Below are 26,463 nucleotides of genomic sequence, written 5' to 3'. Positions count from 1 at the left end.
TTAATCGCTTTCAGATTTCCGAATTATTAAAAGGCCCTATCTCAAGCAGCACAATGGTACCGCCTTTTTCGTTCCTGCGGATATTCAAAGAGGCGTTCAGACACTTTGCACGGTATTTCATTATTTTCAATCCAAGCCCTGTCCGACCAGTGAAATCCTGGATGCCTTTACCGTCATCCCTGACCATCAGGATGGTTTTATCCTTCCGCGTTGAAAAATGAATGGTAATATGAGAAGATTTTGCATGCTTGACGGCATTGTGGACAGCTTCGTGGGCGATATAATAGGCATGGGCTGCCGCGGTGTTGTCTGCAAAGGGATTGGAATTATCGCAATTCAGATGACAGACGATGCCGAACATGTCTTCCACATAGCCGACCAACTCGGATAAGGAAGCACTAAAACCCTGCGTGACGATATCCACCGGGCAGATCCCGCGGGAGAGCAGCCGGATTTTTCGGATGGAATCCCGGATGAGCATTTCAATTTTTGCCAGGCTTTGGAGTGGTTCCGAACAGTCCGGATTCAGTTTTGATTTTAAAATTTCAAGAAGCATTTCGATTCCGATCAACTGAGGGCACAGGTCATCATGAAGTGTAAAGGCAATCTCGTGGCGTTGCCGTTCGGTGATATCGAGGAACCGGCGCTCAAGCCGCCGAACATCCGTTAAGTCCTCCATCGCCGCCAGGATACAGGTTTCCCCCCATATCATGATAACTTCAGCAGAAATGATGCCGTCCCTGACCTCTCCCTGTGTGGTGCAGAATTCGATTTCTTTGTTGCGAATACCTCTTTTTTCGTTAATCAGTTTTAAAAAATTTTTTCCTTCGTTTTTGTTTTTGAAAAAATCAAGGTTCATCAACTCTTCGCCGATAACGGTTTCCGCATCATAACCGGTAGAACTTAAAAAACTGTCATTGACCTTTATCAGACGCCCGTTTTCAATATGGGCAACGAACATTCCCGAAGGACTGCACTGGAAAGCTTTGGAAAACATCTCCTCTGATAAACGCAGGGCGTCTTGAGCCTGAACCCTTCGGGTTACATCCCGCAGCACGCCGCGGATACCCGTCTGGTGCTTATATTTGTCTGCCATAAGAGTCAGAGAAATTTCTACGAAACAGGGGGTTTTGTCCTTTTTGATCAATTGCCATTCATAGATACTGTGGTTCTGTTCTTTGATGCCTTTACCATTAAAGATGTTAAAAACCATTCGGCCGTCTTTTGGGCAGAGAATCTTCATGATATTTTTGTTTAAAAGATCTTCCCTGGAATAACCTGTAATCAGTTCCATGGACGGATTGATAAAAAGAATATTGCCGTACAGATCTGTTTCAAAATAGCCTTCATATATGCATTTTAAAATGGTACGGTAACGCAATTCACTTTCCCTGAGAGCCTCCGAGGTCAGGTAGTGTTTGGAAATTTCCGTTTTCAGACTGTTGCTGTAAGCTTCCAGTTTTTCCATGAACCCGTTGAAATAGGTCACCAGCTTTCCGATCTCGTCGGTGGAGGTCATCGGCATACGTGTGGAAAGGTTTTCAGGGATCCCCATTCCCAGCCGGTCCGTCAGGCGTTGCAGTGGTTCAATGATCAGACGGCTGAGCCACAAGGAGGTCAGCAGTGAAAATCCAAGCATGGCTAAAATCGTAAACAAGATGACCTTCTTGACCGTGCCGAGAATTTCATAAAATTCGTTAAAATACCCGGAAGATGCTACAATCCAGTTGTATTCCGGGATGTGGTTGAAGATGATCAGCTTTTTGCGGTATTCTTCATCCGGTGAATTCCTCCAGGAATATATAAGCTTTCCTTTTTTAAGGCGGACGATATCGGGGATGACGTCATCCTTGTCCATGCCGTGGATATCTTCTGCCAGCCAGCCTTCAAGTCTTGGGTGAACGATCGGGTTGCATTCGCCGTCAACAATAAAGGAATATCCCGTTTTCCCGAATTTCATATCCAGAACACCTTGCCTGAAGTCACCCACATTGATCAGGTCGCTGAGTTCTTCAGTATAAGTGGAAACGGCCAGAATCCAGTCCCAGGGTTCGAAATACTGTATATACACGGCCTTGGGTCTGTAATCGGTTTCACCCGGATTTTTCCAGTCGTACTCCATATAACCGTGTTTCATGCGGATCATTTCTTTTACGAAGAACCGGTCTGCCCATTTTTTTTTGCCGACCACATCCGGGTTGGGATGTTCCACGGGAATTCCAAGGCTGCTGACGCAATACACATAACCGGTTTTTCCGATGGTCTGGGAAAACAGGACGCGTCGGAGATCTTCTTTGGCCTGCGCTTCACTGATTTCTCCGGATTCATACCGCTTATAGCCGGCTTGAATAATTTCGATGTTTTTCTCGCAAACCGCCCGTAAATAATTTTTGATCGATACATTGGCAGCGGTCTTTACCATATTCAGTACAGCAGCGGTGCTATTGCTCAACTCGTTTTCTATATTGAGAGTGATGTTTTTTTTGACCTGGAAAAAAATGAATATTCCACCGAAAATGAAGGTCAAGATAAAAATAGAGGTATATCCGGCAATGATTTTAATCCGGATTCCCTGTCTGCTGAAGAAGCCGGTCAAAGTCCGTTCCTTTCAAATTGCCAGCCCCAATCCGCGCTTCCCTGAAAAACCTGCATAAAGTTACGCGGGCCGTTTGTTAGCTTTTTCTCAAATTTTGTGATTGGAGCGATTTTGCAATCTTGTGCTTGATGGTCCCGTAAAAACCCTGGGGCTGCCTGCAGGTGTGTGTTCCATCGGACAGGCCGCGGTGGCCCCGTGTCTGGAATCTGAAAATCAGAAAGGCTCAACTTCTCTTTGATGTTTAGGACATAATGCCATTCTTATTACGAATTCATCAAGGCTGTTTGTTTCGAATTCACCTCTCCCAACACCCGTTCGGCATTTCCATGGAGGATGTTCGCTTTGGTTTCGTCTGAGTAGGGAAGCGCAAGCACCCTCTCGACAAGACCCTTGACGTCCAAGGGTATCGCCGGCCAATCGCTTCCGAAAAAGAACCGATCGGCATATCTCTCCAGATTCGGAAAATGACGGGGCAGATGTCGCGTGGCAATACCTGCGATGCCGATGTGAATGTTGCGATGTCTCGAGAGCAGCCAGGCGGCCCGGTCATACCAGAACGGGCGTCCGCCGTGTTCCATAAGGATCGTCAATTCGGGAAATTCATCCGCGACATCATCCAGCAGCAGCGGATCGGCATATTTGATCCGCGTGCCTTTGAAAACCGATGAGCCGGTGTGAACCATGATCGGCAGCCCTTTGGATTGCATGTAATCGTAGAACGGGAAAAAAGAGGGGTCGTTGGGATAAAAATACTGGTAGGAGGGAAGAAGCTTGAAGCCTTTCATGCCCAGTTCTTCCACGGCATGCCGCGCCTGCGTTTCATAGGGGGTATCCTCCTCCATGCACAAGGACGCAAAAGGGGTCAGTTCTTCATGATTGCTGCAGAATCGAGCGACCTCTTCATTGGTGACGACGCCGGTGCATCTCGGGGCATATTCGGCCAGAACGACCATCCTTCTTACCCCCTGTGAAGCGAAATGGGAAATCATTTCCTCCGGAGCAGGGCCGTCGGGAAAACGCTCAAAATAGCCGGGATTGTTTTTTCGGACGAATGCCGTGACCCAGGGGGTCCAATGCTTTGCCGATGCTAAATGGACGTGGAAATCGATGACTTTCATCTTTTGACACACCTTAAATTTCAAAAGAATCGTTATGCTGCCGTCCCCGACAAAGATTCTGAGCCTGAAGGCTGTCCACAGCTATTTTCGAGCCTGAAATGATGCGCTCAGTTTCTGGGTGATTCCGCAATGATCCTGTCGAGGGGTCGCGTAATATAGTATTCAAGGAGACGTTCATTGAATTCTCTTTCGAGGTGTTTGCTGATACATTCTTCTCTGATGAAAAGAAGAAACGGGCAACTCCAGCCTGCAAGATCGATATTTTCTGTTTTCGATCTTTCCGTCAGGCCGCGATAAAGATCGGCGGTCCATCTACGATAGCCTTCGCATCGGTCCTCGCTTATTTTTTCCCAGAAATCCTTGGTGTAGGTCCCGAAATTTATGGGTGTCCCCGCGAATCGTTGACACGGATAAATAACGCCGTCCGCTGAAAAAACCAACTGTTTTATTCCCGCAGGACAAGTGAAATGAGCCCCTGTAATCATTTGCACCACGGCATATTTCCACTCGCCGTCAAACCGTATGCCATGTTTCTCGGCAGCCTGATCCATCCTCTTGATCGCTTCGATTTTTTCGGATGTCGTCAATTCCATCATTCGCTCATCTCTGGATTGACCACAAAACATATTTGCCGTAATTTGCCTGATACCCAGTACGTCCATTTCATCCACAAACTTTTCGATGTTCGAAAAATTTAATTTGCTGAGAACGATCAAGACACTGCATTTAACACCGGTGGCCAGAATCCGCCGTAAATTTTTAACCACTCTCTCATATGTACCCTTGCCGGCGAAATCGACTCTGCGCTTATCGTTATCTTCTTTTATGCCGTCCAGACTCACCTTGACGGCCAATTTTGATATGTTCCGTTCTATCCACGCATGCATGCTTTCATCAAGGCTGAAGGCATTCGTGAAGATGTGAAATGACGTTTTTATATCGTATCTGTCACTCATGCTGCATACCTGGTCATAAATTCTTTTCATGGCTTCAAAATTCAGAAAAGGTTCATACCCCAGAAAGGATATCACCAGCGATGAGACGGCATTTTTTTTCAGATACGGAAACAATCCTTCCAGAATTTGGCCCGCAAAATCACTGCTCATCTGCGTGCTCTTGAAATCATAAAAGGTGTGATAGCATCCTTTGCAGGCTAAATTGCATTCATCTGAAACCAGGAATGTCACCTTCGAAACCTTCGGAATTCTGTTTTTGTGTCGAACTGCGGAAATATATTCTGAAAATATAGCCTTTTCGTCTTTATTCGCTTCGACTAAAAAATGTTTCGCGTACAATTCCCGGATCAGGTCCGAGGCGTCGTTTTTACAAAATTGTGATGCGATTTTTGCGGCGTTTTCGGCGTTTGCAGGGGTATCGAACAATTTCAAAACTTTTTGGATATCAACGTCAAATGCTGTCAAGTTGCCATGCATTCTGCTGTAAACGCGTACTTCGGTATCATCTATTTGCTTGACAACCAGAAATGGAGATTTTTTTAAAAGGACGGCGGGTGGCGGCGTTTGGAGTGTCATCGGCAATTTTCCTCGGGGTTAATACGATTTAAAAAGAAGAATTTCTTGGGTTGATGAAAATGTCAAATGCCCATCCTCTGCCGGATGATTTGAAGCTTTCCATACCGCTGCCTTGATAACGTCATTTCCCGCCGTCCATCTTTCATCTCACATTACAGTGTTTCATCGTAGGCCAGCACTTTTCGGGCCTCTTCCTTGCTTTCGTAGATGTGGGGAGAGACCCCCCGCTTCTCAAGCTCGTCGCCGAGCTTCATTCTCAGAAATGTACTGGTCGTATAACGCGTGACGCTTTCGTAGAAATTCGCCGCGTATTTTACCATTTCGACATATTCGTCAACCAGGTGGGGAGAAACATTGAAATTGTCGTAGTTGGCGATGGTGTGGACCTTTTTGCCGATGGGTTCCAGTATGCTGCCCACTACTTCCCGCATCTCCTGAACCTCTTCACTGGTTTTCATGTAATAGTTTTCGAGATTGATGAAGAAGATGTTGTCTGCGGCATTGTAGGTGAACCGGTCCTTCATGGGAATGTTGAGAAGATCGTCTTTGATCCCCATGCGGCGGAGTCGGAATATTCTTTCGTCCATGAGCCTTGGCGGCTTGCGCATGACGGGCTTAAAATCCATGAGCGCCAGAACCTGGCTTTCCAGATCTATGCCCGGAGCAATTTCAATGAGTTCCAGCCCTTCCTCGCACAAGGAGAAGACACACCGCTCGGTGACATAAAGGACTTGCTGTTTGTTTTCAGCCGCATATCTGCCGCTGAAGGTTTTTTGTTCCACCTCTCGAACGAACTTCTTTTCACGGCCTTCCTGCTCGATTCTCAGTCTGCCGTCTTTCACGGAGGTTTTGATCCCCCCCGCGGTAAACGTGCCGACAAAGCAAACCTTTTTGGCGTTCTGGCTGATGTCGATAAATCCTCCGGGACCGGTGAAACGGGGGCCGAACTTGCTGACGTTCACGTTCCCTTCCGCGTCCGCCTGGGCCAAGCCCAGGAATGCAATGTCAAGCCCGCCGCCGTCATAGAAGTCGAACATGTAGTTTTCCGTAATGAGTGCATCGACGTTGATGCCGGCGCCGAAATCCAGACCGCCCATCGGGAGTCCGCCGATAATACCCGATTCCGCCGTGAGGGTGGCGTATTCCAGGATGCGTTCTTCATTGGCCACCTGGGAGACGCCTTCAGGCATACCAATGCCGAGGTTTACGATGCTGTTGGGCTTCAGTTCGAAGGCGGCACGTCGGACGACGATTTTTCGAGTGCTCATCTCCATAAAAGGGATCGCCTGCATGGGCACCCGGTGTTCACAGCTGAAAGCCGCACTGTAGGGCTCACCAAAGGTTTGCCAGTGGTTTTCAGGCCTGGCCACCACCACGCAGTCGACCATGATCCCGGGGATGACCACTTCACGGGCATTGAGAGTCCCGCGATCGGCGAGTCTTTCGACCTGAACGATGACGACTCCGCCGGAGTTCCTGGCAGCCTGTGCCATGGCGAGCGCATCGAGGATCATGGATTCTTTTTCCATGGTGATATTGCCGTCGGGATCTGCCGTCGTGCCCCTGAGGAGGGCCACATGGATGGGGAACGACTTATAGAAGAGATAGTCCTTTCCTTCGACGTTTATCAGGATAATGAGGTCTTCTCCCTCTGTTTTCGTCAACTCGTTGAGCTTTCCGCCGTCGACTCGCGGGTCGATGAAGGTGCCGAGGCCGACATGGGTCAGGTTTCCGGGTTTACCGGCGGCGATGTCTCTGTATAGTTGCGTCACCGCTCCCATGGGGACGTTGTAGGCGAGAATTTTGTTGTCGTTGACCAATTTCCCCAGTCCCGGGGTAAGCCCGGTGTGTCCACAGATGATTCTCCCCACCAGACCTTCCAGGGCAAGATGGTTCAGCCCTTTGGTTTTACCGTCCCCCTGGCCCGCCGGATAAGTCAGGGTCAGATTTCTTGGCCTGCCGGTTCTAAGGAATCGCTCTTTGAGTGTGATGGCAAGTTCCTCTGCAAATCCGCTCCCGATAAATCCCGCCGTTACGATCGTGTCGTTGTCTCGGATCAGCTCGATGGCTTCTTCAGCCGTGACGATCTTCCCCTTCTTGATATTCATGGCCGATATCGGATCTATAAAGGGATGTTTGATCGCTTTTAAATGCTTTTTACCAATTAACGGGTTGATGTCTTCGATCATGCTTCAATTCCTTTTTTTCTCTTTCTTCATAATCAATGCTTCCACTTATCCAACAGCTTATTGCTGATCATTTCGTAACATTCATAAAAATTTTGTGGGATTCAAGATTATTCATCTTTGAGAAACAATTGATGGTACTCAGGCTCGGACAGATATTTTTTCAGCAGTTTTGAGATGATATCGAACAGCTCCGTTAACTCGTCATCCGTCATCCGTTTAAGAATCGTTTCCATTAACCGGTCATCCGAAAATTTCTGAAGGTAGAGCTGCAAGGTGATTTCATCGGTTGTCCGGTCCAGGCCATACCCCGAAAAACCATCAAATGTTTCGACGAAGTGATGGGAATGTTTTGCCATAACCATATCCTGATTGGGTCAAGGTTTCGGCGGGAGGCCGTCAATGTTGGGGAGGCAGAAGTAATAGACGTTCTCGAAACCGCAATCCTCACATCCATAGGTCATGACGACGGACCGGGAGCACTTCACCACATCCCGGATATCGGATTCGAGTCTGATTCGGCCGCCGCACGCGCATGCACACGGGACCACGAGAATGCAGACAATCCCGGCGATGTTCTCCTCGACAATGGTGAACGCACCAAGACCCATCTGAGACCATTCTTCCAACAGTTCCGTATAAAACCGTCGGGTACGAAGGCTTCGTTCCCGGGCAAGGGATCTGCCGGTTGCGGTTTTCAGGGTATCCGGCGCGTGATGGGCATAGGTCAGTTCAATGCTGATTCTGACCATCGTGTCATTGTCCAGAAATCTTCGGCGCAATGTCTGTTTTGTGAAAAACTGGACAATCCCCATGTGTCCCATCTTGTCAAGGCTGTCTGCGTCGTACACTACCCTGCCAAGGTCGTTGGTCGGTTCTCCTTCAAAATAGGCGGACAGGATAGCCTGACTGATCATCGGGATCCATCGCTCATACACGGTTCCGGAAAGGAGGCGTTCGGTGAAGCGGACGGCATATTTTTCTTCCGGGACATCGCCGTCCCGATATTTTCCACAAGCAAACTTGCCCGTGTCATGAAGTAAACCCGCGAGCAACGCCAGTTCTTCATTCCACCCCTCCGCCTTGGCGATATGCCGGGCGATCCGACCGACTCTGCAACTGTGGGCCCAGACACTGGAAAATGTTTCTTCCGCGGCGTTGCATTGATAGGCGGTCTCTTGTCGGATCAATGTCCGACGGATCTCCCCCAGCAAGTCGGGAGGGATCATTCCGAGGGCATCCGGCCCGACCCCGTTCCGATCCAAACGCTTTTGCAGCGATAAGGGTTTCGGGGGGAGAGTGTGTTGTCCGTTCTGATTTTGCTCGGAAACACGCAGTGAACGCAGGATTCTATCGAGGTTCACAAGGGAAGGGGATGTGTCTTCATTTACCGCGCTTAGCCCCAACCTGTCGGCCTTGTTCGATTTCGAGTTGAAACCCATCATAAGATGTTGTTTCTCCAATATTTATAAACGAATCGCTGATAACTGATCCAAAATTCTCAGGTGCGTTGATCAAGCCTTCCGTAAAAAGACTGTTTTTTGCAATTGACAACCGTTGCTTCTGAGGTGCAACAGCACGGGAAGGAAATATTGTAGCTAATAATAAATTATATAGTAGCTATGTTGTAATGGAGTCAAGCAATATTTTTGCGATTTTTCGTATTGACAACGGATGATGTTTGTAACTATGATGTAGCTAATTTATAACTTCCATCTTAACTTTCGATGCTTGTGATTGTTCAAGCACAGCTCCTGTCGATGCTGAACAATTTTTGGATATGATGGCGACATGGTCGTATCGTGGCGTATGTCGCAGTGTTTAACAAATTAAAAATATAAGCATAAAGGATGGTGACATGAGTGGAGAATCTCCTTTTTCACCGGTTATCCGCAGAATGGCCTCCTCGGATCTGGATCGCATCATTGAGATTGATATCAAGGTGCTGGGAAAAGAACGGCCGGATTACTGGAAAATGAAGATTGGATTGGTTGAAAAGCGCTCGCAGTTTTCCGCGCTTGTCGCCGAATTGGACGGGAAGGTGGTCGGGTTCATCATCGGAGGCGCAAGTCGCTGGGAATATGGTGTTCCGGAGAATATCGGGTGGATCGATACCATTGGTGTCGACCCGGACTATCAACGAAAGGGCATCGCCAAGATCCTGTTCAAGGAAATGACCAAACACCTCAAAGAGGCTGGTATCGATACGGTTATTACCTTTGTAACGCGACGAGACTGGCTGATGCTGAAATTTTTTAGCCGGCTCGGGTTTCAGAAGGGAGATATGGTCAATCTGGAGCTGGATATTTAGACCGATGTCTTTTTCTGTAGGATTTGAAACCTTGAAAAAGTGGTTGGGTGGATTCTATCGGCATCAAACTCGCAGATGCTGTTTTTTCCCGAGCATGGGTTAAAGGAATTTTTGGGTTGCCATGCAGAGGTCTGTTTTTTTCTTGACACGAGGATATCATATAGCTACTATGAAGCTACATAGTATCCAAATTGTGTTTAACGCGGAAAATTATCCATTTCAGTTCAAAACGATGGAACCGCGGATTCGAAGAAAATAGAGAGGAAAAAATGAGGTACGCAGAAACAGGGTTTAATTTGGAAATCGATTTGACCCGGGGGAGTATTGAACGGGTTGAAACCGACCAAAGAGACACCGAGCTCTATCTGGGAGGCTTGGGTACGAATGCCAAGATCCTGTGGGATCGGGTTCCCCCTGAAGTAGACCCCTTTTCACCCGATAACCTTCTGATTTTCAGTGCCGGCCTTTTATGCGGCACACCCGCTACCGGCTCTACGCGCACCATTGTTTCCACCATTTCTCCCCAGACAAAACTGATGGCATTTTCCATGATGGGGGGGTTTTTTGCACCGGAACTGAAGTACGCCGGTTACGATAAGGTGATCCTTCGGGGGAAGTCTCCCGACCTCGTGTATCTGTGGATTCACAATGATAAGGTGGAAATTCGTGATGCCTCCCATTTGCGAGGCAAGGGTGCCGTTGAAACCGAGGGCCTTATTAAAAAGGAACTGAACCAGCCGAAGGCGCAGGTGGCGTCCATTGGTCTTGCCGGGGAGAACAGGGTCTTTTTCGCATCCATTGAACAGGGTCGATCCAGTGCCAGTCGCGGCGGTATCGGCGCCGTTATGGGCGACAAAGGCGTCAAGGCGATCGCAGTTCGCGGCACCAGGGATGTTCACCTGGCCCGGCCGGCTGAATTCATGGGGCTCTGTGATGAAGTGTTGGAATATATCAAGTTCCGAAATGAAAATCCTATCCCGGGGGTGATGCCCATTCTGGCCGGTCTTGGGTCGCCGCAGGAAATGGCGATACATGACGAGAAATGGCACACCGAAAATTTCATGTGGGGCAATTCGCGAGTTCGCAGGAAGGATTTTTGGACCGAGGAGGTCGCGAATCAGTGGACCGAAACCATGGACAAGGCGCGAATACGGCTGCTCAGTTGCTATAACTGTCCGATGACGTGCGGTGCGACGATCTCCATGCCGGGACATCCCACCTATATGATGAAATGCTTCTCGAAACTCACCTACACCATGGCGGCCTTTTCGGATCTGGATTTTGGGCTCAGAATCGCTCAGCGCGCCACCGAGTATGGCGTGGACGGGTTCTCGACGCCCCAGGTGATGGCCTTCGGCCTGGAACTTTACGAAAACGGCATCCTGACGGACGACGACATGGCGGGAATGCCGGCCGACAATGAGGAGCGATTTTTCTGGCTGCTGGACAGAATCGTGCGCCGGGAGGGTATCGGCGACATTCTGGCCGACGGTACCTATTGGGCGGCACAACGGATCGGCAGGGGCGCAGATGCCTATGCCCACAACAATATCAAAAAACACGAGCAGTTGCCTCTCAAGCTGTCCATGCTCAATCCCATCTATTTTCTCATGTACGCGACGGGTGAAAAGATGAACATCACCCAGATCGAAGGGCAGTTTCCCCAGGCGCCGTTTCCGAAGCGAGAGCAACGGGAAGAGTTTGTAAAGGATTGGATCCAGGTGCCGGATGAAAGATTCAAACAATACTTTCTGGACTGGGAACTCCGCGGCGAGAACTCGATTCCCTATTATCCGACCGTCGAGATGTGCTGTGACATTGTCGATTGGCAGGAGCGGATGCACTACATCGACGACGCCCTCGGCATGTGTGCCGGCTTGTCGTCGTTCCCTCTGAAACCGCCGTATCATATCCACAATTACCCCAAATTTATTTCAGCGGGTGCCGGGATCGAAATGGATGAAGCCAAACTATCTCAAGCCGCCAGACGGTACCGGACCCTGGTCCGGGCGATCAACATCCGAAGAGGCATGCGGAGAAAAGATGACAGACCACCGAAGAACCATTGGAAGAAACGGTTTCCGGAGCTCGAGCAGAAGCTTCTGGACGCCTACTATGCGTTCAAGGGGTGGAACAATGATGCGATTCCAACTGCGACCACCTTGCGCGAGCTGAACCTGGATTTTGTCGCTGAGGATTTTTTCAAGCGGGGGATCCTGACCGATGATGAAGATGCGTCTTCCAAAGCAGTGTTGGCAGAGCAACAGAAATAAGAGCGGAGGGCGTAAATTATGCAAAAAGAGAAAAAAAAGAAAATTGTCAGACGGATCCGTATCAATGCGGATAAATGCAATGGCTGTCGGGCTTGTGAGCTGATCTGCTCTGCTTATCATGCAGTACCGAGATACAGCAGCAACAATCCGGCCAGATCCCGTATCCGGGTGGTCCGTGATCCCCTGGCCGATATATTTATTCCGGTATACGCGGGCGACTATGCGGTTGCCGAATGCGCCGGAAGGGACAAATACATCATCGACGGCAAAGAGTACGATGAGTGTGCCTTCTGTAGGGTTTCCTGTCCGTCCAGGGAGGAATTCAAGGAACCCGATTCCGGTCTTCCGTTGAAATGCGACATGTGTGAAGGCGAACCGGAACCCCTGTGTGTCAAATGGTGCCTGGTGGGTGCGCTGGTTTTGGAAGAGCGAGAGGAGGCAGTCGAGGACACGGCGGTACCGGAGGAAATGGAGGAGTTGGAGATTGGCTTGGAGGCCCTTGCCGACAGATACGGACTGGGGAAAATTAAAGACATCGTTGCCCGAATGTCAAAAAAAGACTGAACCATCAAGGTGAAAGAAGAGGTTAAATAAGGACAGTGGAAACAGTCGCCCCCTTCAAGGAAGTGATCGAAGAGATCAAAGAGGCTGGTGGAGATGCCTTCAGATACTGTTTTCAGTGCGGGCTGTGCGATACGGTCTGCCCATGGAACAGGGTCAGGGATTTCAGCATTCGCAAGATCATCCGGCAGGCCACGTTCGGTCTGAATGAAATCGAAGGCGAAGATATTTGGCGGTGCACGACTTGTGGAAGATGCCCTCAGCGTTGTCCCCGGGGCGTCAAACAGATCGAGGTGGGGATTTCCCTCCGCAGGGTCGCGACGAATTATGAGGTGTTCCCGCCGTCCGTCCGTTCTGCAAGGACGGCGAGGGCCAGTATTATTTCCGAAGGCAACCCCTTGCAGGGAGATCGGAAAAAGCGAGCCGACTGGGCTAAAGATCTGGATGTAAAGCCCTACGCCGAGGGGATGGAGATTTTATACTTTGTCGGTTGTTACCTCAGCTATGATCCCAGGATGAAAAAAGTGGCCGTGGCCACCGCCGACATCCTCAATAGAGCGGGGATCGATTTCGGTATACTGGGCGCAGAGGAGAACTGTTGCGGCGAGAGTATCCGAAAGACGGGAAGCGAGGAACTGTTCAGACGTCTTGCCAAGGAAAACATCAAGACGTTTATCGACAATGGCGTCAGGAAGGTTCTCGTTTCTTCGCCCCACTGCTACCACACCTTTAAAAATGAATATCCCGAATTCATGGTCAATTTTGAAGTGGTTCATATCTCTCAATTTTTATTCGAGCTGATGAGGGAAGGACGGCTGACGTTCAACAAGGCATACGAGCGGAAAGTGACCTATCATGATCCCTGCTATATGGGGCGGCATAACAATATTTATGAGGAACCCCGGGAATTATTGAAACAGATACCGGGCCTGGAATTGATCGAGATGGCGGACTCGCGTGAAGACAGCCTTTGCTGCGGCGGGGGCGGTGGAAGAATCTGGATGGACACGCCCCAGAACGAAAGATTTTCCGATATCCGATTGAGACAGGCGAGGGAGGTTGACGCGGATGTGTTGGCGACGTCATGCCCATACTGCATCACCAACTTCGAGGAGAGCCGGTTGAACCTGGAATATGACGACGTCCTGGAGGTCAAGGACATCACCGAAATCATCCAGGAAGCACTTTAAGAACTCAAAAAATTTAAAAAGGACCGAGAGAAATGGAAAACCAACGAGTTGAAGGAGCGTTTTTCAACAGCGGTGGAAATATGAATTTTGGAGACGTGATGGTTGTTGGCGGCGGCATCAGCGGTGTCCAGGCTTCCCTTGATTTGGCTGCTGCGGGCTTCAAGGTTTATCTGGTTGAAAAATCGCCGAGTATCGGCGGCCATATGGCTCAGCTGGATAAGACTTTTCCCACAAACGACTGCTCCATGTGAATTCTCTCGCCTAAACTGGTCGAGGTCGACCGGCATCCGAATGTAGAGGTTCTCACCTATACTGAAGTCAACAGTGTGGAGGGAGAGGCAGGAGATTTCAAAGTAACGCTGACGAAAAAGCCGAGATACATTATCGAGGACAAATGCACGGGGTGTACCACTTGTGTAACCTATTGTCCGGTGCAATACCCGGATCCGTTCAATCAGAATATATCACAAAACAAAGCCGTTCATATCTATTATTCGCAGGCGGTTCCGCTTGTCGCTTACATCGATGACAGCTGCCTCTACCTCAAGGAGAAAAAATGTCTGATCTGTCAGAATGTCTGCCAGGCGGATGCCATTGATTTCAAGCAGAAGCCTGAAAAGGTGGAGGTCAATGTCGGCGCCGTCATTCTCGCGCTTGGACTCGAGCCGTTCGATCCCAGGGTAAAGGCTGAATACGGCTATGGGAAGATGGCAAACGTGGTCACCAGTATGGACTACGAGCGGCTGATGTGCGCTACCGGCCCCTACGGGGGAGAAATTTTGAGGACTTCGGACGGGAAGCATCCCCACAAGATCGCCTGGATCCAATGTGTTGGATCAAGACGGGTAACGCCGGGCGAAAACAGCTACTGTTCCGGCGTGTGCTGCACTTATACGCAAAAGCAGGTGATTCTGACCAAAGATCATGATGCGGCGGCGGAATGCACCATATTTCACAACGATATTCGCTCTCACGGCAAGGACTTTGAACGGTACTTCCAAAGAACGGAACAGCTTCCCGGGACCCGGTTTGTCAGGAGCTACGCATCGATCGTCAGGGAAATTCCGGAAACCAAAAATGTTGTCGTTCGATACGCGACGCCGGATGAAGGCGTCAAAGAGGAAGAATTCGATATGGTGGTGTTGTCCGTTGGGCTGAACCCGCCTTCCGGTATTGCCGGGCTGTCGGGTACGTTCGATATCGAACTCAATTCCCACGGATTTTGCAAAGCGATCTCTTCCAACCCCATGGCGACCTCCCGACCGGGAATATTTGTCAGCGGCGCTTTTCAGGGACCGACCGATATCCCGGAATCTGTTTTCAGCGCCAGCGGGGCCGGTGCCCAATGCGGTGAGCTTCTGAACTATCGACGGGGAAAACTGACCCGGGAGCGTGTCTATCCTCCGGAAAAGGATGTTTCCAAAGAGGAGCCGAGAATCGGCGTATTTGTCTGCCATTGCGGCGCCAATATCAGCAGCGTGGTCAACGTTCCCTCTACGGTGGATTACGTATTGACGTTGCCCAACGTGGTTTACGCCCAGGAACAGCTGTTTTCATGTGCGACCAATTCCGCCAGGGAAATAACGGACATGGCAAAAGAAAAAGGGCTCAACCGGGTGGTGATTGCCGCCTGTTCACCCAGAACCCTTGAGCCGTTGTTTCGGGACACGCTCAGGGAAGCGGGCATCAATCAATATTATTGTGAAATGGCCAATATCCGGGAGCATAACTCCTGGGTCCATTCCAAAGAAAAGGAAGCCGCCACTCAGAAGGCAAGAGATCTTATCCGAATGTCGGTCGCCCGCGCCCGGCATCTGGAACCCTTGCAGGAATTTGACCTGACCGTCAACAAAACGGCTCTGGTGGTCGGCGGCGGCATCGCCGGTATGACCAGCGCGCTTTCAATTGCCGCTCAGGGGCATGAAGTCCAGCTTATCGAAAAGGAAAAGAACCTGGGAGGCATGGCGCGAAGGATTTACTACACCCTGGAAGGTCTGGATGTTCAAGGCTATTTGAAGGATTTGATCCGGGCGGTGTATCAGAACCCCTTGGTCCACGTATCCCATGACGCCGTCATCACGGACGTTTCCGGGTATATCGGCAACTTTGTTACGACGGTGGAAACGGAAGGGCGGGTTAAAACCATAGAGCACGGCGCGGCTGTGATCGCTATTGGCGCGGATCCCTATCAACCCACTGAATTCCTCTACGGGGAAGATGAGCGGGTTTTGACCCATCTGGAATTGGAGGATCGGATCGCCAAGAAGGAAGAAAAACTGGTCAACGCCGGAAGCCTCGTCATGATTCAATGTGTCGGTTGCCGGAATGAAGACCGGAATTACTGCTCCCGGATCTGTTGCGGCCAGTCTGTCAAGCATGCCTTGAAACTGAAAGAGATCAATCCGGAGATGGATATTCATATCCTTTTTCGGGATATGAGAACCTATGGGCTCAGAGAGGATTTCTATCGGGAAGCATCGGCAAAGAATGTCAAATTCATTCGATATGAACCGGATGACAAACCGCAATTGGAGGCGGTTGTCGAGGAAGGTCGCCCTGTATTGAGGGTGACGGCAACCGATTACATTCTGGGGCATAAACTGGCTATCGACGCTGATTATATCTCGCTGGCGACAGCGATTGTTCCCGCCGCATCAACCGACGCGATTGCCGGATTGTTCAAGGTGACGCTCAGCCCGGACGGTTTTTTCAAGGAGGCGCATGCTAAATTGAAGCCCGTCGAGTTTGCTGCGGACGGTGTTTATCTTTGCGGTATGGCGCATTATCCCAAATATATCCCCGAAGCCATCAACCAGGCTTATGGGGCGGCGGGCCGGGTCCTGACGCTGCTTTCGCACAACACCGTGACGGCCTCCGGCGCCGTAGCCAAGGTGAACGAAAAACGCTGTATGGGATGCGGGGCCTGCATCGCCGCCTGCACCTATGGTGCCATAGAATTTCGGGAGACCAAACGGGACAGGAAAGCGGTCGTCAATCCGGTGCTCTGCAAGGGAGACGGCCTTTGCAACGTCAAATGCCCCACGGGCGCCATCGCACTTCAGCACTTTACCGATACGGAGATCGCGTGTCAGATTGATGCCCTGGTTTCAGAGAAATAGACTTTTCATACATTGAGGTGGCTGCAGATGCGTAGCGACGTGAAAATCAAGAGAAGCGGCATTTACCCAAAGGAGGAGAGGACGAATGAGTAAAGAACTTCAATTCAAACCCAGCATCCTCGGTTTTGTATGTCACTGGTGAGCGTACGGTGCCGCTGACATGGCTGGAGTTTCCAGACTACGGTATCCAAGTGAAATCAGACTGATTCGGGTTATGTGCTCCGGGAGAGTCGACCTGGACTTTGTCCTCAGAGCATTCTCGAACGGCGTCGACGGCGTGTTTATCGGCGGCTGCCGTTTGAATGAGTGTAACTATATCACCCACGGCAATTATCATGCATTGAACATGGTGCTTTTGTGCCGGAAAATCATGGAATACATCGGACTGAATCCGGAACGGCTGCGAATCGAATTCATGTCTTCCGGCGACGGCATCCTGTTGAGCGAAATCATCGATGACTTTACGACGAAGGTCAAGACGATAGGGCCGCTCGGCAAGGCTGAGGGAATCGACAAGGAATTGTTGGCGTCCAGGCTTGCGGAAATCAGAAAATTGGTTCCCTACATCAAGCTGGAAAAAAACGAGAAGTTGGGGACACATCTTTCAAAAAAAGAGGACTATGAGACATTCTTCACGATCGATGAGGTAGAACAGTTGATTAATGAAGTCGTCTCCTATTACATCGATCCGGCTGCGTGCAAGGCTTGCGGGATGTGCTTCAAGAGATGCCCTGTGGATGCCATTGACGGCGGCAAGAACAGGATTCATGTCATCGATCAGGATAAGTGCATCAAATGCGGCACCTGCCTGGCGGTTTGTCCTCCCAAATTCAGCGCGGTGAGGAAGATCTCCGGTGAGCCTGTCCCGCCGCCGATTCCTGAGGAAGAACGCATCATCGTCAGAAAAGGCAAAGAGGCGTCAACCGCATGAAAGGGGCGAACGGAACCCAAACAAACAGGAGGATCCATTGAAAATTTTGACGACAGTGAAAAAGGTGGTGGACGTGGAATTGACCATCCACGTCAAGGACGGCGCCATTGTTGAGGACGGGCTGCAATATGTCATCAACGCCTGGGATGAAAATGCGGTGGAAACCGCCGTCCGGTTGAAGGAAAAAAACGGCGCGGAAACGACCCTGGTGAGCGTGGGCGGCGGAGACAATACCGATATGATCCGCAAATGCTATGCCATGGGCATTGAAAACGGCATCCATATCGATGATCCGGCATTGGAAAAGGCCGATGCCGCAATCTATGCCAGGGTGCTTCAGAAAGTTTATGAAAAAGGAAACTATGACCTGGTAATCACCGGAAAGCAGGCTCAGGATACCGACGCCGGTCAGACCGGTATCATTCTGGCGGAATATCTGGGGCTGCCGTGTGTCAGCAACGTGATCGGCGTCGAGGTCGTGGATGACCAGCATCTCAAGGTCTCCCGGGCCGGGGATGCCGGAACCGAAATCGTCGAACTGACGCTGCCCGCCGTGATCACCGTCGACGTCAGCATCAATGAACCCAGACTGCCGCAGATGCGGGGCATCATGATGGCCAAGAAGAAGCCCATCAACAAAATGGATCTGGCGGCGCTGGGGACTTCTCCGGATGAGATCGGCGCTGCTGCGCCAAAATCGGAGGTGATTGAATTCATGGCGTCCAAAACCCGCAAGGCCGGACAGAAATTTGAAGGGGACGCCGCCGAGATCACCGCAAAGGTTGTTCAGCTTCTGGCCGATGAAGCCAAGGTGCTCTGACGATATCGACGATTGTCATCGAAAATATATTGAACACCCATCGAACGGATATAAGGGAATAATATTATGGCTAAAGTCCTCGTAGTTGCAGACATCAAAGAAGGCGTTCTCAAGGGCAGCACCGTCGAATTGTTATCCAAGGCCAGGGCTATGGGCGCCGAGGCTGCGGTGGTTGCCATCGGCAGCAATATCGAATCGTTGGTTCCCACTTTGGTCGAGGCGGGCTCCGATACACAGTATATCGCCGACGACCCGGGACTGGCGTTGTTTTCGGCCGGACCTTTTGCATCCTGTGTCGTCGATGCGGCGAAGCAATCGGGTGCGGACCTGGTATGGTTCGGATTTTCAGAAGGCGGCAAGGCCGTAGCGCCAAGGGTTGCCGCACAACTGGACGCGGCATGTGCCAGTGAAATCACCGACGTGACGCTCGAGGGGGGTTGCATCGAGATCGTCAGACCGGCCATTACCAATAAAGTGATGCAGCGCGTAAAGGTCAATACCCCCCGGCTGGCGGCCGTGGTCAGGGCCGGCGCTTTCGAAGCGACGGAAGGCATCGGCGGGACTGAAAACGTCGTCAAACTCACCCCGCCCGCCCCGGATTTAAGGGCCGTCATTAAAGAGCTGGTATCCGATGCCAGCGGCGATATCGATCTGACGGATGCCGACGTTGTCGTTTCGGTGGGCCGCGGTGCCAAAAACCAGGCCGGCGTCGATCTCGTGAAGGAGCTGGCCAACGATCTGAATGCCGGGTTCGGCGCTTCACGTGCGATGGTTGACGGCGGATTCCTGGCACACAACAAACAGGTCGGACAGACCGGCAAAATCGTCGCACCGTCGCTTTACATCGCCGTGGGTATTTCCGGCGCCATTCAGCATCTTGCCGGGATGACCGGTTCAAAGGTGATTCTGGCCGTCAATAAAGATCCGGAAGCCCCCATATTCAACGTAGCGGATTACGGCATCGTCGGCGACCTGTTCGAAGTGGTGCCGATTCTTCGTGAAGAAATTCAAAAGGTCAGAAGCTAGAAGTGTCCATCTGCTGATTTGCATGTTCCTTTTGGGGCGTGATCATGCATGGACAGAAAGGATTTCACCCTTCGGTTTTGATTGGTGACGATTCATTTCGACGGGTATCTTTATATTGCCTTAAAAGGGGATAAAAGATGAGGTATGCAGAGACAGGGTATAACCTGGAAATTGATTTAGCGACGGGCAACATTGAACGGGTGGAAACCGACCCGAAAATGATGGAGCTCCATTTGGGCGGTCTCGGCACTGCCGTCAAACTTCACTGGGATAGGGTTCCACCTGAAACGAAACCTTTTGATCCCGGCAACTTACTGATATTCAGCACCGGTCTTTTCAACGGGACCCCCGCCTACAGCGCCAACCGGACTATCGTTTCCTTTATTTCCCCCCAGACGGGGTTGTTGGCGTACCCGATGATGGGCGGTTTTTTTTCCTCTGAATTGAAGTATGCCGGTTATGATAAAATCATTTTCCGCAACAAATCTCCCGAATGGGTTTATATCTGGATTCACAATAACAAAGTGGAAATTCGTGACGCCACTCACTTGGTGGGCAAAGGCGCAGTAGAGACACAGGATCTGATCCGGGAGGAGCTGAAGGATCCGAGAGCCGAGGTGGCCGCTATCGGCCTGGCGGGTGAAAATCGCGTTTTTGTGGCCTCCATCGAACAGTCCCGCTCGAGTGCCAGCAGAGGCGGCGGCGGCGCCATCATGGGCGACAAGAAGATCAAAGCGGTGGCGGTTCGCGGCACCGGCGGCGTCAACCTCGCTCGAGGGCCTGAATTCATGGCGCATTTGAAGGAGGTGGAGGCCTATATCAACTACCGTAACACTAACCCTCTTCCGGGTGTCATGACCATCCTGTCCGGGATCGGGTCTCCTCAGGAGATGAAGCATTATGATGAGAAGTGGCACACGGAAAGTTTCGTCTGGGGGAATGCCCGCCGCAGGCGAAAAGACTTCTGGACCAAGGATATCGAGGAAAGCTGGAAAAAGACCCAAAAGGAAGCGATAAAGCGGTATATCAGCTGCTATAACTGTCCGCAGCAATGCGGGGCTTTGATAGGCCATAAAGATACGCCGGGCTACATGATGAAATGTTTCTCGAAACTGACCTATGGCATGGCGGCGTATGTCGACGATCTGGAGTTTGGTTTTGAAATCGCACAGCGGGCTTTTGAATATGGTGTGGATTCTTTCTCCACCCCGCAGATTCTGGCTTTTGCGGTTGAACTCTATGAAGCCGGCATTCTGACGGATAAGGATTTTGAAGGATGCCCGTCCGATAATGCGGGGAGATTCTTCTGGCTGCTTGACAGGATGGTGCGACGGGAAGGCATAGGCGATGTGCTGGCCGAGGGAACTTATTGGGCCGCCCGAAAGATCGGCAAAGGTGCGGAAAAGTATGATCACAACACCATCAAAAAACATGAACAGATGAACATCAAGCTGGGCATGCTGGATCCGCTCTATTTCCTGATGTATTCCACAAACGAGAAAATCAGCATCACTCAGATTGAAGGAAACTGGCCCCAGGCGGCGTTTCCCAATAGGGAGGATCGGGAGGCCTTTGTCGAGGATTGGCCCCAGATTCCTGATGAAAAGTTCAAGCAATATTTTCTGGATTGGGAGCCACGGGGCGAAAAATCGAATCCCTATTACCCAACCCCTCAAATGTGCGCTGAGATTGTGGACTGGATGGAAATGCTGCACAATATCGACGACGCCCTTTGCATATGCGCCGGTATGGCGTCCTTCTGCCTGAAGCCCCCCTATCATATTCACAATTATCCGAAATTGATCTCGACGGCTACCGGTATGGATGTCGATGAAGCAGGGTTGAAGAAGATCGTCAACAGGAGCCGGAATCTGCACCGGGCGTACAACAACCGGCTGGGCATGTCAAGAGCTGATGAGAAGCCGCCTGAAGACCACTGGCGAAGACGATATCCCGAGTTGGAAGAAGAGCTTCTGACGACGTACTATACCTACAAGGGATGGAATTATAACGGCATTCCCACGAAGGAACGATTGCACGAGCTAGATCTCGATTATGTTGCCCAGGACCTTGAAAAGAGGGGATTATATCAAGATGGCAAAGATCAAAAAGAAAATCAAGACAATCAGGATTGAGGCCGACAAGTGTAACGGCTGCCGCGGATGCGAGATCATCTGCTCCGCCTATCACGCCGAACCGAAATACAGCAGCGTCAATCCGGCGAAATCCCGCATTCATATAACGACTCACCGGTTGAAAAATATATGGCTTCCGGTGTTTGCAGGCGAGTATACGCCGGCCGAATGCATGGGCAGAGACACATATATCATTGACGGGAAAGAATACGACGAGTGCAGCTTCTGTAGAGCCGCCTGTCCGTCCAGGGACCTGTTCAAGGATCCCGATTCCGGTCTCCCACTCAGATGCGACATGTGCGAAGGGGAAGAGAGGCCCCTCTGTGTTGACTGGTGCCTTAATGACGTGCTCATTTATGAAGAACGGGAAGAGGAAGTGGAAGAACAGGTGGAGATGGCGGACGTACAGGCCGGCGTGGAATCCCTGATAGACAAGTTCGGATTGGAGAAGATCGTCAACACTGTGGCGCGGTTGGCGCAGAAGGACTGACATGCCGGATGGGTAAGACGCGGCGCTATAGTACAGGGAGGCGTCGAAGCGCCGAACGGCCGACAAAGGCATCGTCTATAATTTTCGAGGCGGTGCCGATGTGCCGTATGGAAATCTGAAGAAATGAGATCTTAAATCAGGATATAACAATCAGTAACGAGGCTGCTATGAATCCCCTTTTGATGTCCGTTTTGATCATTGTTGCACTGGTTGTTTTCGGTCGTACGATGATTCGAAAAATTCAACTCTTGAAGGCTCTCGAACCCGCCGACAGAACCAACCATCTGAAGGAACGCCTGAAAGAAATGGTGATGCTGGCCATCGGTCAGAAGCGCCTGGTGGGAAGGTCTAAAGAAAGAGCGTCGGGTATCATGCACGCGCTGATCTTCTGGGGATTCTGCGTGTTGTTGATTCGCAGCATCACCTTGTATGGAGAGGGCTTTCAGGAAGGATTTCAACTGCCGTTTCTGGGTGAGGATTATCTGCTCGGATATCTGTACATCGGCTTGAAGGATATCATGGAGGGGATTGTTTTACTGATGATTCTCTATGCCGTGTTTCGCCGCGCCGTCCTCAAGCCAAAACGATTGCACAATACCTTTGAGGCCTATCTGGTGCTGGGCCTGATCGGCATCTTGATGGTTTCCGACCTGTTGTACGACGGTGCGCGTTACAATCTGGTACAGCTGCACGGCAACCCGGATGCGCTCCATTACTTCAACAACCCCCGATACGGCGTCGAATTTTTGTGGACGCCCATATCCGTGGGTGCGGGAAGCCTGGTATCCGGGTTGAGCGCTGAGGCCACCGGGATCCTCCTGGTGGCCATGTTCTGGCTTCACATCTGCACCCAGCTGACTTTTCTGAATATTCTTCCTATCGGCAAGCATTTCCATGTCATTACCGCCCTCCCCAACGTCTTTTTGAAAAGCCTGGGCTATCCCCATGAAAAGCCCAAATTGCTCGATCTGGAAGACGAAGCCGCCTGGGAGAACGAATCCCTGGGGGTTAACCACATTCATCAGCTCAACTGGAAACAGGGCCTGGATCTCTACACCTGTACCGAGTGCGGCCGCTGCAGGGAGGTTTGTCCTACCTATACCACCGACAAGCCGCTCAATTTGCACGATTTCAACGACGCCCTGAAGCATGAGCTCTATGAAAATACGGATAACATAATTAAAAGAGCCGGCTTGTCAGACAGAATCCGGCAGAACGAAGATGTCGATCAGGTTGAAAAAATCAAGGAGCAGATTGCCGCTCTCAACAGTGAAAAACAGCTTGTCGGCGATGTGATCGCCCAGGACACCCTCTGGGCCTGCACCACCTGCCGTGCCTGCGAGGAGGTGTGTCCGGTGGCCATCGAACATGTGCCGCGCATCATCGCCATGCGTCAGGGACAGACATTGATGTCGGAGACCTATCCTCCAGAGCTGAACGTGTCCCTGAAAGGGCTTGAGCGAAACGGCAACCCCTGGGGCATCGGATACGACAAGCGAGCCGACTGGGCGGAAGGCCTCGGCGTCAAAACCATGGCGGAGGATGCCGATGTCGATTACCTCCTTTGGGTTGGATGTGCCGGCTCCTTTGATGATCGGTCCAGAAAGGTGTCCAAAAGTCTTGTCAAAATTCTGCAGAAGGCAGGGGTTTCCTTTGCGATTCTGGGGACTGAGGAAAAATGCACCGGCGACTTTGCCAGGCGAGTCGGAAATGAGATGCTGTTTCAGATGATGGCCCAGGAGAATATCGAAACCCTGAACCGCTATAACGTCAAAAAAATCATCGCTGCCTGTCCCCATTGTCTCAATACCCTTAAACATGAGTACCCTCAAATGGGGGGAAATTACGAGGTGATCCATCATAGCCAGTTGATTGAACAGCTCGTGAAAGACGGCAGGATCTCCCTCAAAAAATCATGGGAAGGGCCTTTGACCTACCACGATCCCTGCTACCTCGGACGGTATAATTCGGTTTACGATCAACCCAGATCGATTCTGCGCGCCGTTACCAATTATGGGTTCAGTGAACTCGAACGGTATGGGCGGGAAAGTTTTTGCTGCGGCGCCGGCGGGGGCAGGATGTGGATGGAGGAAACCATCGGCAAAAGGATCAATGTCGAGCGCTCCGAAGAGATCGTCCGGCAGGGGGTGTCTACGGTGGCCGTGGCCTGCCCCTTCTGTTTGACGATGATCGAAGACGGCATGAAAACACTGGAAAAGGAAGAGGAGATCAAAACGCTCGATATTGCGGAGCTTGTGGAAAAAAGTATGGTTTGACCTTATCAGCGGGCAGGTAAAAAACCTATGCCGGGAAACCGTTGAAAAGAACCGCCGTCATCTGGAAAAGAGGGATATCGTGAAACAAGAGGGGGGTATGGAACGGACACATCGCCTCATCGAGGTTGCCCAAGGCAGGGAGAAGGCGCATCTGGCTGTCGTTCACGCCACGCTTGCCAATGTCTACAGCGGGGAATTGCTGGAAAATCAGGCCGTGTGCGTATGGGACCGCAGGATTGCCTATGTCGGCCCGCATCCGGACCCGGCGATCGGACCGGACACCGTCATCATCGATGCCGGCGGAAAGCCTCTGATCCCGGGCTTGATCGACGGACACACCCATTTGGCCGTAATGCACAGCGCCGGTGCTTTTCTGGCGAGCGCTATCCCCGGAGGGACGACTGCCGTCGTGACGGAAACCACCGAGCCGTATGCGGTTCGCGGCTATGCCGGTATCGTGGATTTCATGGACTCTTTTGCGGATCAACCCATCCATGTTTTCGGAACCGCTCCGCCGATGATTTCCATCAGCCCGAATTGTCCCCCCATTGCCGTGGCGGATCTGCATCGTCTCATCTCCAGGAACGATATCATCGGGTTGGGGGAATCTTACTGGCAGATGGTGCTCAGGAACCCTGAGCAGATGCTCCCGATTCTGGATGCAGTGATGTCCGCGGGAAAGCGCCTGGAAGGGCATTCGGCCGGAGCTCGTGACGCCGCCCTCAATGCCTATGCCGCCGCCGGCATCTCTTCCTGCCATGAACCCATCGCGGCTGATGAGGCTCTGGATCGCCTGCGCCTGGGATTTTACGTCATGATTCGGGAAGGCAGCATTCGAAGGGATTTGACAAAAATCTCCGCACTGCGAAAAACAGCCTCTGACCTGCGACGGCTCATTCTGGTCACCGACGGCGTCAGCCCCCACGAGCTTCTGGAAAAGGGGTACATGGAATATGTGGTGCAAAAAGCCATTGACGCCGGCTTTACATTCATGGAGGCCGTTCAGATGGCGACCCTCAATCCGGCGACCCACTTCAATCTCGATCACATGATTGGGGGTATCGCTCCCGGTCGATATGCCGACATGGCGATCCTGCCGAATATCCGGACCATTCGGCCGGAACTCGTTATCTGCAAGGGTCGGATCATCGCCAGAGACGGCCGATGTATGGTATCGCCGCGGGCGCATCGGTATCAGCCCGAGAGTTTGGACACCGTTCATCTTCCCGACCCCTTAACCGCCGCGGATTTCCGAATTTCGGCATCCCATGGCGACCAGCAGACGACCGTGCGGGTCATCGATATGGTCACCGATCTTGTGAGCCGGGAGAGCCATGTCACGCTTCCCGTGATCAAAGGAGAAATCAAGGCGGACGTGACTCGGGATATCGTCAAGGTGGCGGCCGTAAACCGCACCCATAGAGCAGGCCAAAGGTTTGTCGGTATGATTCGGGGCTTCGGGATCAACGCCGGCGCCGTTGCCTGCAGCACAGGATGGGACACCGCCGGAATCGTGGCGGTTGGGGCATCGGACGGCGATATGGCCGTGGCGATCAATCGACTTCATGACTTGAAGGGCGGGGTTGTGGTTTGCCGGGACGGCGGTGTCGTCGCCGAACTGGCCTTGCCGGTTTTTGGGCTGATGTCCCATCTGCCCATTGGGGGGCTCACGGAAAGTATCGATGCGGTAAATACATCCACACATGCATTGGGCGTCAAATTTCGGGACCCGATCCAGACACTGAGTACGCTGACCAGTGCTGCAATTCCCTTCTTGAGAATCTGTGAAGAGGGATTGGTCAATCTCAAAAATGGGCCTTGCACGCTCGTCGTCTCTCCCTGCTGAACATCCTGATCGCCGATTTCGGAACGGCATGTCTGGCGGCGCCGATGCTTCCC

At 51.4% G+C, this 26,463-nt stretch carries 20 protein-coding genes and 1 pseudogene; 15 read left to right on the top strand and 6 right to left on the bottom strand.

What is annotated here, in order from left to right; all coding sequences use genetic code 11:
• Positions 1–10: 10 nt before the first annotated feature.
• Positions 11–2,452, bottom strand: coding sequence for a cache domain-containing protein (locus dmul_RS20950; RefSeq protein ID WP_159449744.1), 2,442 nt, complete (start codon positions 2,450–2,452; stop codon positions 11–13).
• A gap of 46 nt (positions 2,453–2,498) precedes the next feature.
• Between dmul_RS20950 and dmul_RS20495 the strand changes: the two genes are divergently transcribed.
• A complete protein-coding gene (locus dmul_RS20495) occupies positions 2,499–2,654 on the top strand; it encodes a hypothetical protein (RefSeq protein WP_159449743.1) in 156 nt (51 codons plus the stop codon).
• A 205-nt stretch (positions 2,655–2,859) separates the two neighbouring features.
• Here the strand turns inward: dmul_RS20495 and dmul_RS12075 are convergent, their stop codons facing one another.
• The 5 genes from dmul_RS12075 to dmul_RS12055 form a co-directional block, all read right to left on the bottom strand.
• Positions 2,860–3,714 carry an amidohydrolase family protein gene (locus dmul_RS12075; protein ID WP_020878755.1) on the bottom strand — a complete coding sequence of 285 codons (855 nt, stop codon included), beginning with the start codon at positions 3,712–3,714 and terminating at the stop codon, positions 2,860–2,862.
• A 107-nt stretch (positions 3,715–3,821) separates the two neighbouring features.
• Positions 3,822–5,246 carry a radical SAM protein gene (locus tag dmul_RS12070; protein WP_020878756.1) on the bottom strand — a complete coding sequence of 475 codons (1,425 nt, stop codon included), beginning with the start codon at positions 5,244–5,246 and terminating at the stop codon, positions 3,822–3,824.
• A gap of 152 nt (positions 5,247–5,398) precedes the next feature.
• Positions 5,399–7,354, bottom strand: coding sequence for an acyl CoA:acetate/3-ketoacid CoA transferase (locus tag dmul_RS12065; protein ID WP_169829055.1), 1,956 nt, complete (start codon positions 7,352–7,354; stop codon positions 5,399–5,401).
• A 188-nt stretch (positions 7,355–7,542) separates the two neighbouring features.
• Positions 7,543–7,791 (bottom strand): hypothetical protein, encoded by a 249-nt coding sequence (locus dmul_RS12060; protein ID WP_020876800.1) that lies wholly within the window; start codon positions 7,789–7,791, stop codon positions 7,543–7,545.
• 18 nt (positions 7,792–7,809) lie between these two features.
• Positions 7,810–8,661, bottom strand: coding sequence for an HD domain-containing protein (locus tag dmul_RS12055; protein WP_159449742.1), 852 nt, complete (start codon positions 8,659–8,661; stop codon positions 7,810–7,812).
• 629 nt (positions 8,662–9,290) lie between these two features.
• Between dmul_RS12055 and dmul_RS12050 the strand changes: the two genes are divergently transcribed.
• From dmul_RS12050 to dmul_RS11990, 14 genes and pseudogenes are all read left to right on the top strand, one after another.
• Complete coding sequence (locus tag dmul_RS12050; protein WP_020876802.1) at positions 9,291–9,743, top strand: GNAT family N-acetyltransferase; 453 nt, start codon at positions 9,291–9,293, stop codon at positions 9,741–9,743.
• A gap of 296 nt (positions 9,744–10,039) precedes the next feature.
• On the top strand, positions 10,040–12,016 hold the full coding sequence (locus dmul_RS12045; RefSeq protein ID WP_236885994.1) for an aldehyde ferredoxin oxidoreductase family protein: 1,977 nt from the start codon (positions 10,040–10,042) through the stop codon (positions 12,014–12,016).
• 18 nt (positions 12,017–12,034) lie between these two features.
• Positions 12,035–12,580, top strand: coding sequence for a 4Fe-4S dicluster domain-containing protein (locus dmul_RS12040; RefSeq protein WP_020876804.1), 546 nt, complete (start codon positions 12,035–12,037; stop codon positions 12,578–12,580).
• A gap of 35 nt (positions 12,581–12,615) precedes the next feature.
• Positions 12,616–13,767 carry a (Fe-S)-binding protein gene (locus dmul_RS12035; RefSeq protein WP_020876805.1) on the top strand — a complete coding sequence of 384 codons (1,152 nt, stop codon included), beginning with the start codon at positions 12,616–12,618 and terminating at the stop codon, positions 13,765–13,767.
• A 32-nt stretch (positions 13,768–13,799) separates the two neighbouring features.
• Positions 13,800–14,018: an FAD-dependent oxidoreductase gene (locus dmul_RS21355; RefSeq protein WP_020876806.1), complete on the top strand. Its 219-nt coding sequence runs from the start codon at positions 13,800–13,802 to the stop codon at positions 14,016–14,018.
• A 75-nt stretch (positions 14,019–14,093) separates the two neighbouring features.
• Positions 14,094–16,886 (top strand): FAD-dependent oxidoreductase, encoded by a 2,793-nt coding sequence (locus tag dmul_RS12025; RefSeq protein WP_020876807.1) that lies wholly within the window; start codon positions 14,094–14,096, stop codon positions 16,884–16,886.
• Between the two features lie 154 nt (positions 16,887–17,040).
• Positions 17,041–17,361 (top strand): annotated as a pseudogene (locus tag dmul_RS21350) (hydrogenase iron-sulfur subunit); the annotation flags it as partial.
• 45 nt (positions 17,362–17,406) lie between these two features.
• The gene (locus dmul_RS21345) at positions 17,407–17,817 is read left to right on the top strand and encodes a DUF362 domain-containing protein (protein ID WP_472323095.1); all 411 of its coding nucleotides are present in this window, start codon (positions 17,407–17,409) and stop codon (positions 17,815–17,817) included.
• Between the two features lie 37 nt (positions 17,818–17,854).
• On the top strand, positions 17,855–18,637 hold the full coding sequence (locus tag dmul_RS12015) for an electron transfer flavoprotein subunit beta/FixA family protein (protein ID WP_020876809.1): 783 nt from the start codon (positions 17,855–17,857) through the stop codon (positions 18,635–18,637).
• Positions 18,638–18,703: 66 nt separating this feature from the next.
• Complete coding sequence (locus dmul_RS12010; RefSeq protein WP_020876810.1) at positions 18,704–19,663, top strand: electron transfer flavoprotein subunit alpha/FixB family protein; 960 nt, start codon at positions 18,704–18,706, stop codon at positions 19,661–19,663.
• Positions 19,664–19,800: 137 nt separating this feature from the next.
• A complete protein-coding gene (locus tag dmul_RS12005; protein ID WP_020876811.1) occupies positions 19,801–21,798 on the top strand; it encodes an aldehyde ferredoxin oxidoreductase C-terminal domain-containing protein in 1,998 nt (665 codons plus the stop codon).
• Positions 21,758–22,288, top strand: a complete 531-nt coding sequence (locus dmul_RS12000) for a 4Fe-4S dicluster domain-containing protein (RefSeq protein ID WP_020876812.1) — start codon at positions 21,758–21,760, stop codon at positions 22,286–22,288. Before dmul_RS12005 ends, dmul_RS12000 begins: the two co-directional genes overlap by 41 nt.
• 167 nt (positions 22,289–22,455) lie before the next feature.
• Positions 22,456–24,564, top strand: a complete 2,109-nt coding sequence (locus dmul_RS11995) for a (Fe-S)-binding protein (RefSeq protein WP_020876813.1) — start codon at positions 22,456–22,458, stop codon at positions 24,562–24,564.
• 97 nt (positions 24,565–24,661) lie between these two features.
• On the top strand, positions 24,662–26,410 hold the full coding sequence (locus dmul_RS11990; RefSeq protein ID WP_020876814.1) for an adenine deaminase C-terminal domain-containing protein: 1,749 nt from the start codon (positions 24,662–24,664) through the stop codon (positions 26,408–26,410).
• The last annotated feature ends 53 nt before the right edge of the window (positions 26,411–26,463 follow it).

This window comes from Desulfococcus multivorans, from assembly GCF_001854245.1.
GTDB lineage: Bacteria > Desulfobacterota > Desulfobacteria > Desulfobacterales > Desulfococcaceae > Desulfococcus > Desulfococcus multivorans.
The sequence above is the reverse complement of the archived record's forward strand: the minus strand, read 5'-3'. Positions and strand labels throughout refer to the sequence as shown.

Coding starts and splice junctions, on each gene's coding strand:
- dmul_RS21355 (WP_020876806.1), top strand. CDS start 13,800: ATGGAAAACCAACGAGTTGAAGGAGCGTTTTTCAACAGCGGTGGAAAT.
- dmul_RS11990 (WP_020876814.1), top strand. CDS start 24,662: ATGGAACGGACACATCGCCTCATCGAGGTTGCCCAAGGCAGGGAGAAG.
- dmul_RS12065 (WP_169829055.1), bottom strand. CDS start 7,354: ATGAATATCAAGAAGGGGAAGATCGTCACGGCTGAAGAAGCCATCGAG.
- dmul_RS12000 (WP_020876812.1), top strand. CDS start 21,758: ATGGCAAAGATCAAAAAGAAAATCAAGACAATCAGGATTGAGGCCGAC.
- dmul_RS12005 (WP_020876811.1), top strand. CDS start 19,801: ATGAGGTATGCAGAGACAGGGTATAACCTGGAAATTGATTTAGCGACG.
- dmul_RS11995 (WP_020876813.1), top strand. CDS start 22,456: ATGAATCCCCTTTTGATGTCCGTTTTGATCATTGTTGCACTGGTTGTT.
- dmul_RS12055 (WP_159449742.1), bottom strand. CDS start 8,661: ATGATCCCTCCCGACTTGCTGGGGGAGATCCGTCGGACATTGATCCGA.
- dmul_RS12050 (WP_020876802.1), top strand. CDS start 9,291: ATGAGTGGAGAATCTCCTTTTTCACCGGTTATCCGCAGAATGGCCTCC.
- dmul_RS12075 (WP_020878755.1), bottom strand. CDS start 3,714: ATGAAAGTCATCGATTTCCACGTCCATTTAGCATCGGCAAAGCATTGG.
- dmul_RS12010 (WP_020876810.1), top strand. CDS start 18,704: ATGGCTAAAGTCCTCGTAGTTGCAGACATCAAAGAAGGCGTTCTCAAG.
- dmul_RS12040 (WP_020876804.1), top strand. CDS start 12,035: ATGCAAAAAGAGAAAAAAAAGAAAATTGTCAGACGGATCCGTATCAAT.
- dmul_RS12070 (WP_020878756.1), bottom strand. CDS start 5,246: ATGACACTCCAAACGCCGCCACCCGCCGTCCTTTTAAAAAAATCTCCA.
- dmul_RS12060 (WP_020876800.1), bottom strand. CDS start 7,791: ATGGCAAAACATTCCCATCACTTCGTCGAAACATTTGATGGTTTTTCG.
- dmul_RS20495 (WP_159449743.1), top strand. CDS start 2,499: ATGAATATTCCACCGAAAATGAAGGTCAAGATAAAAATAGAGGTATAT.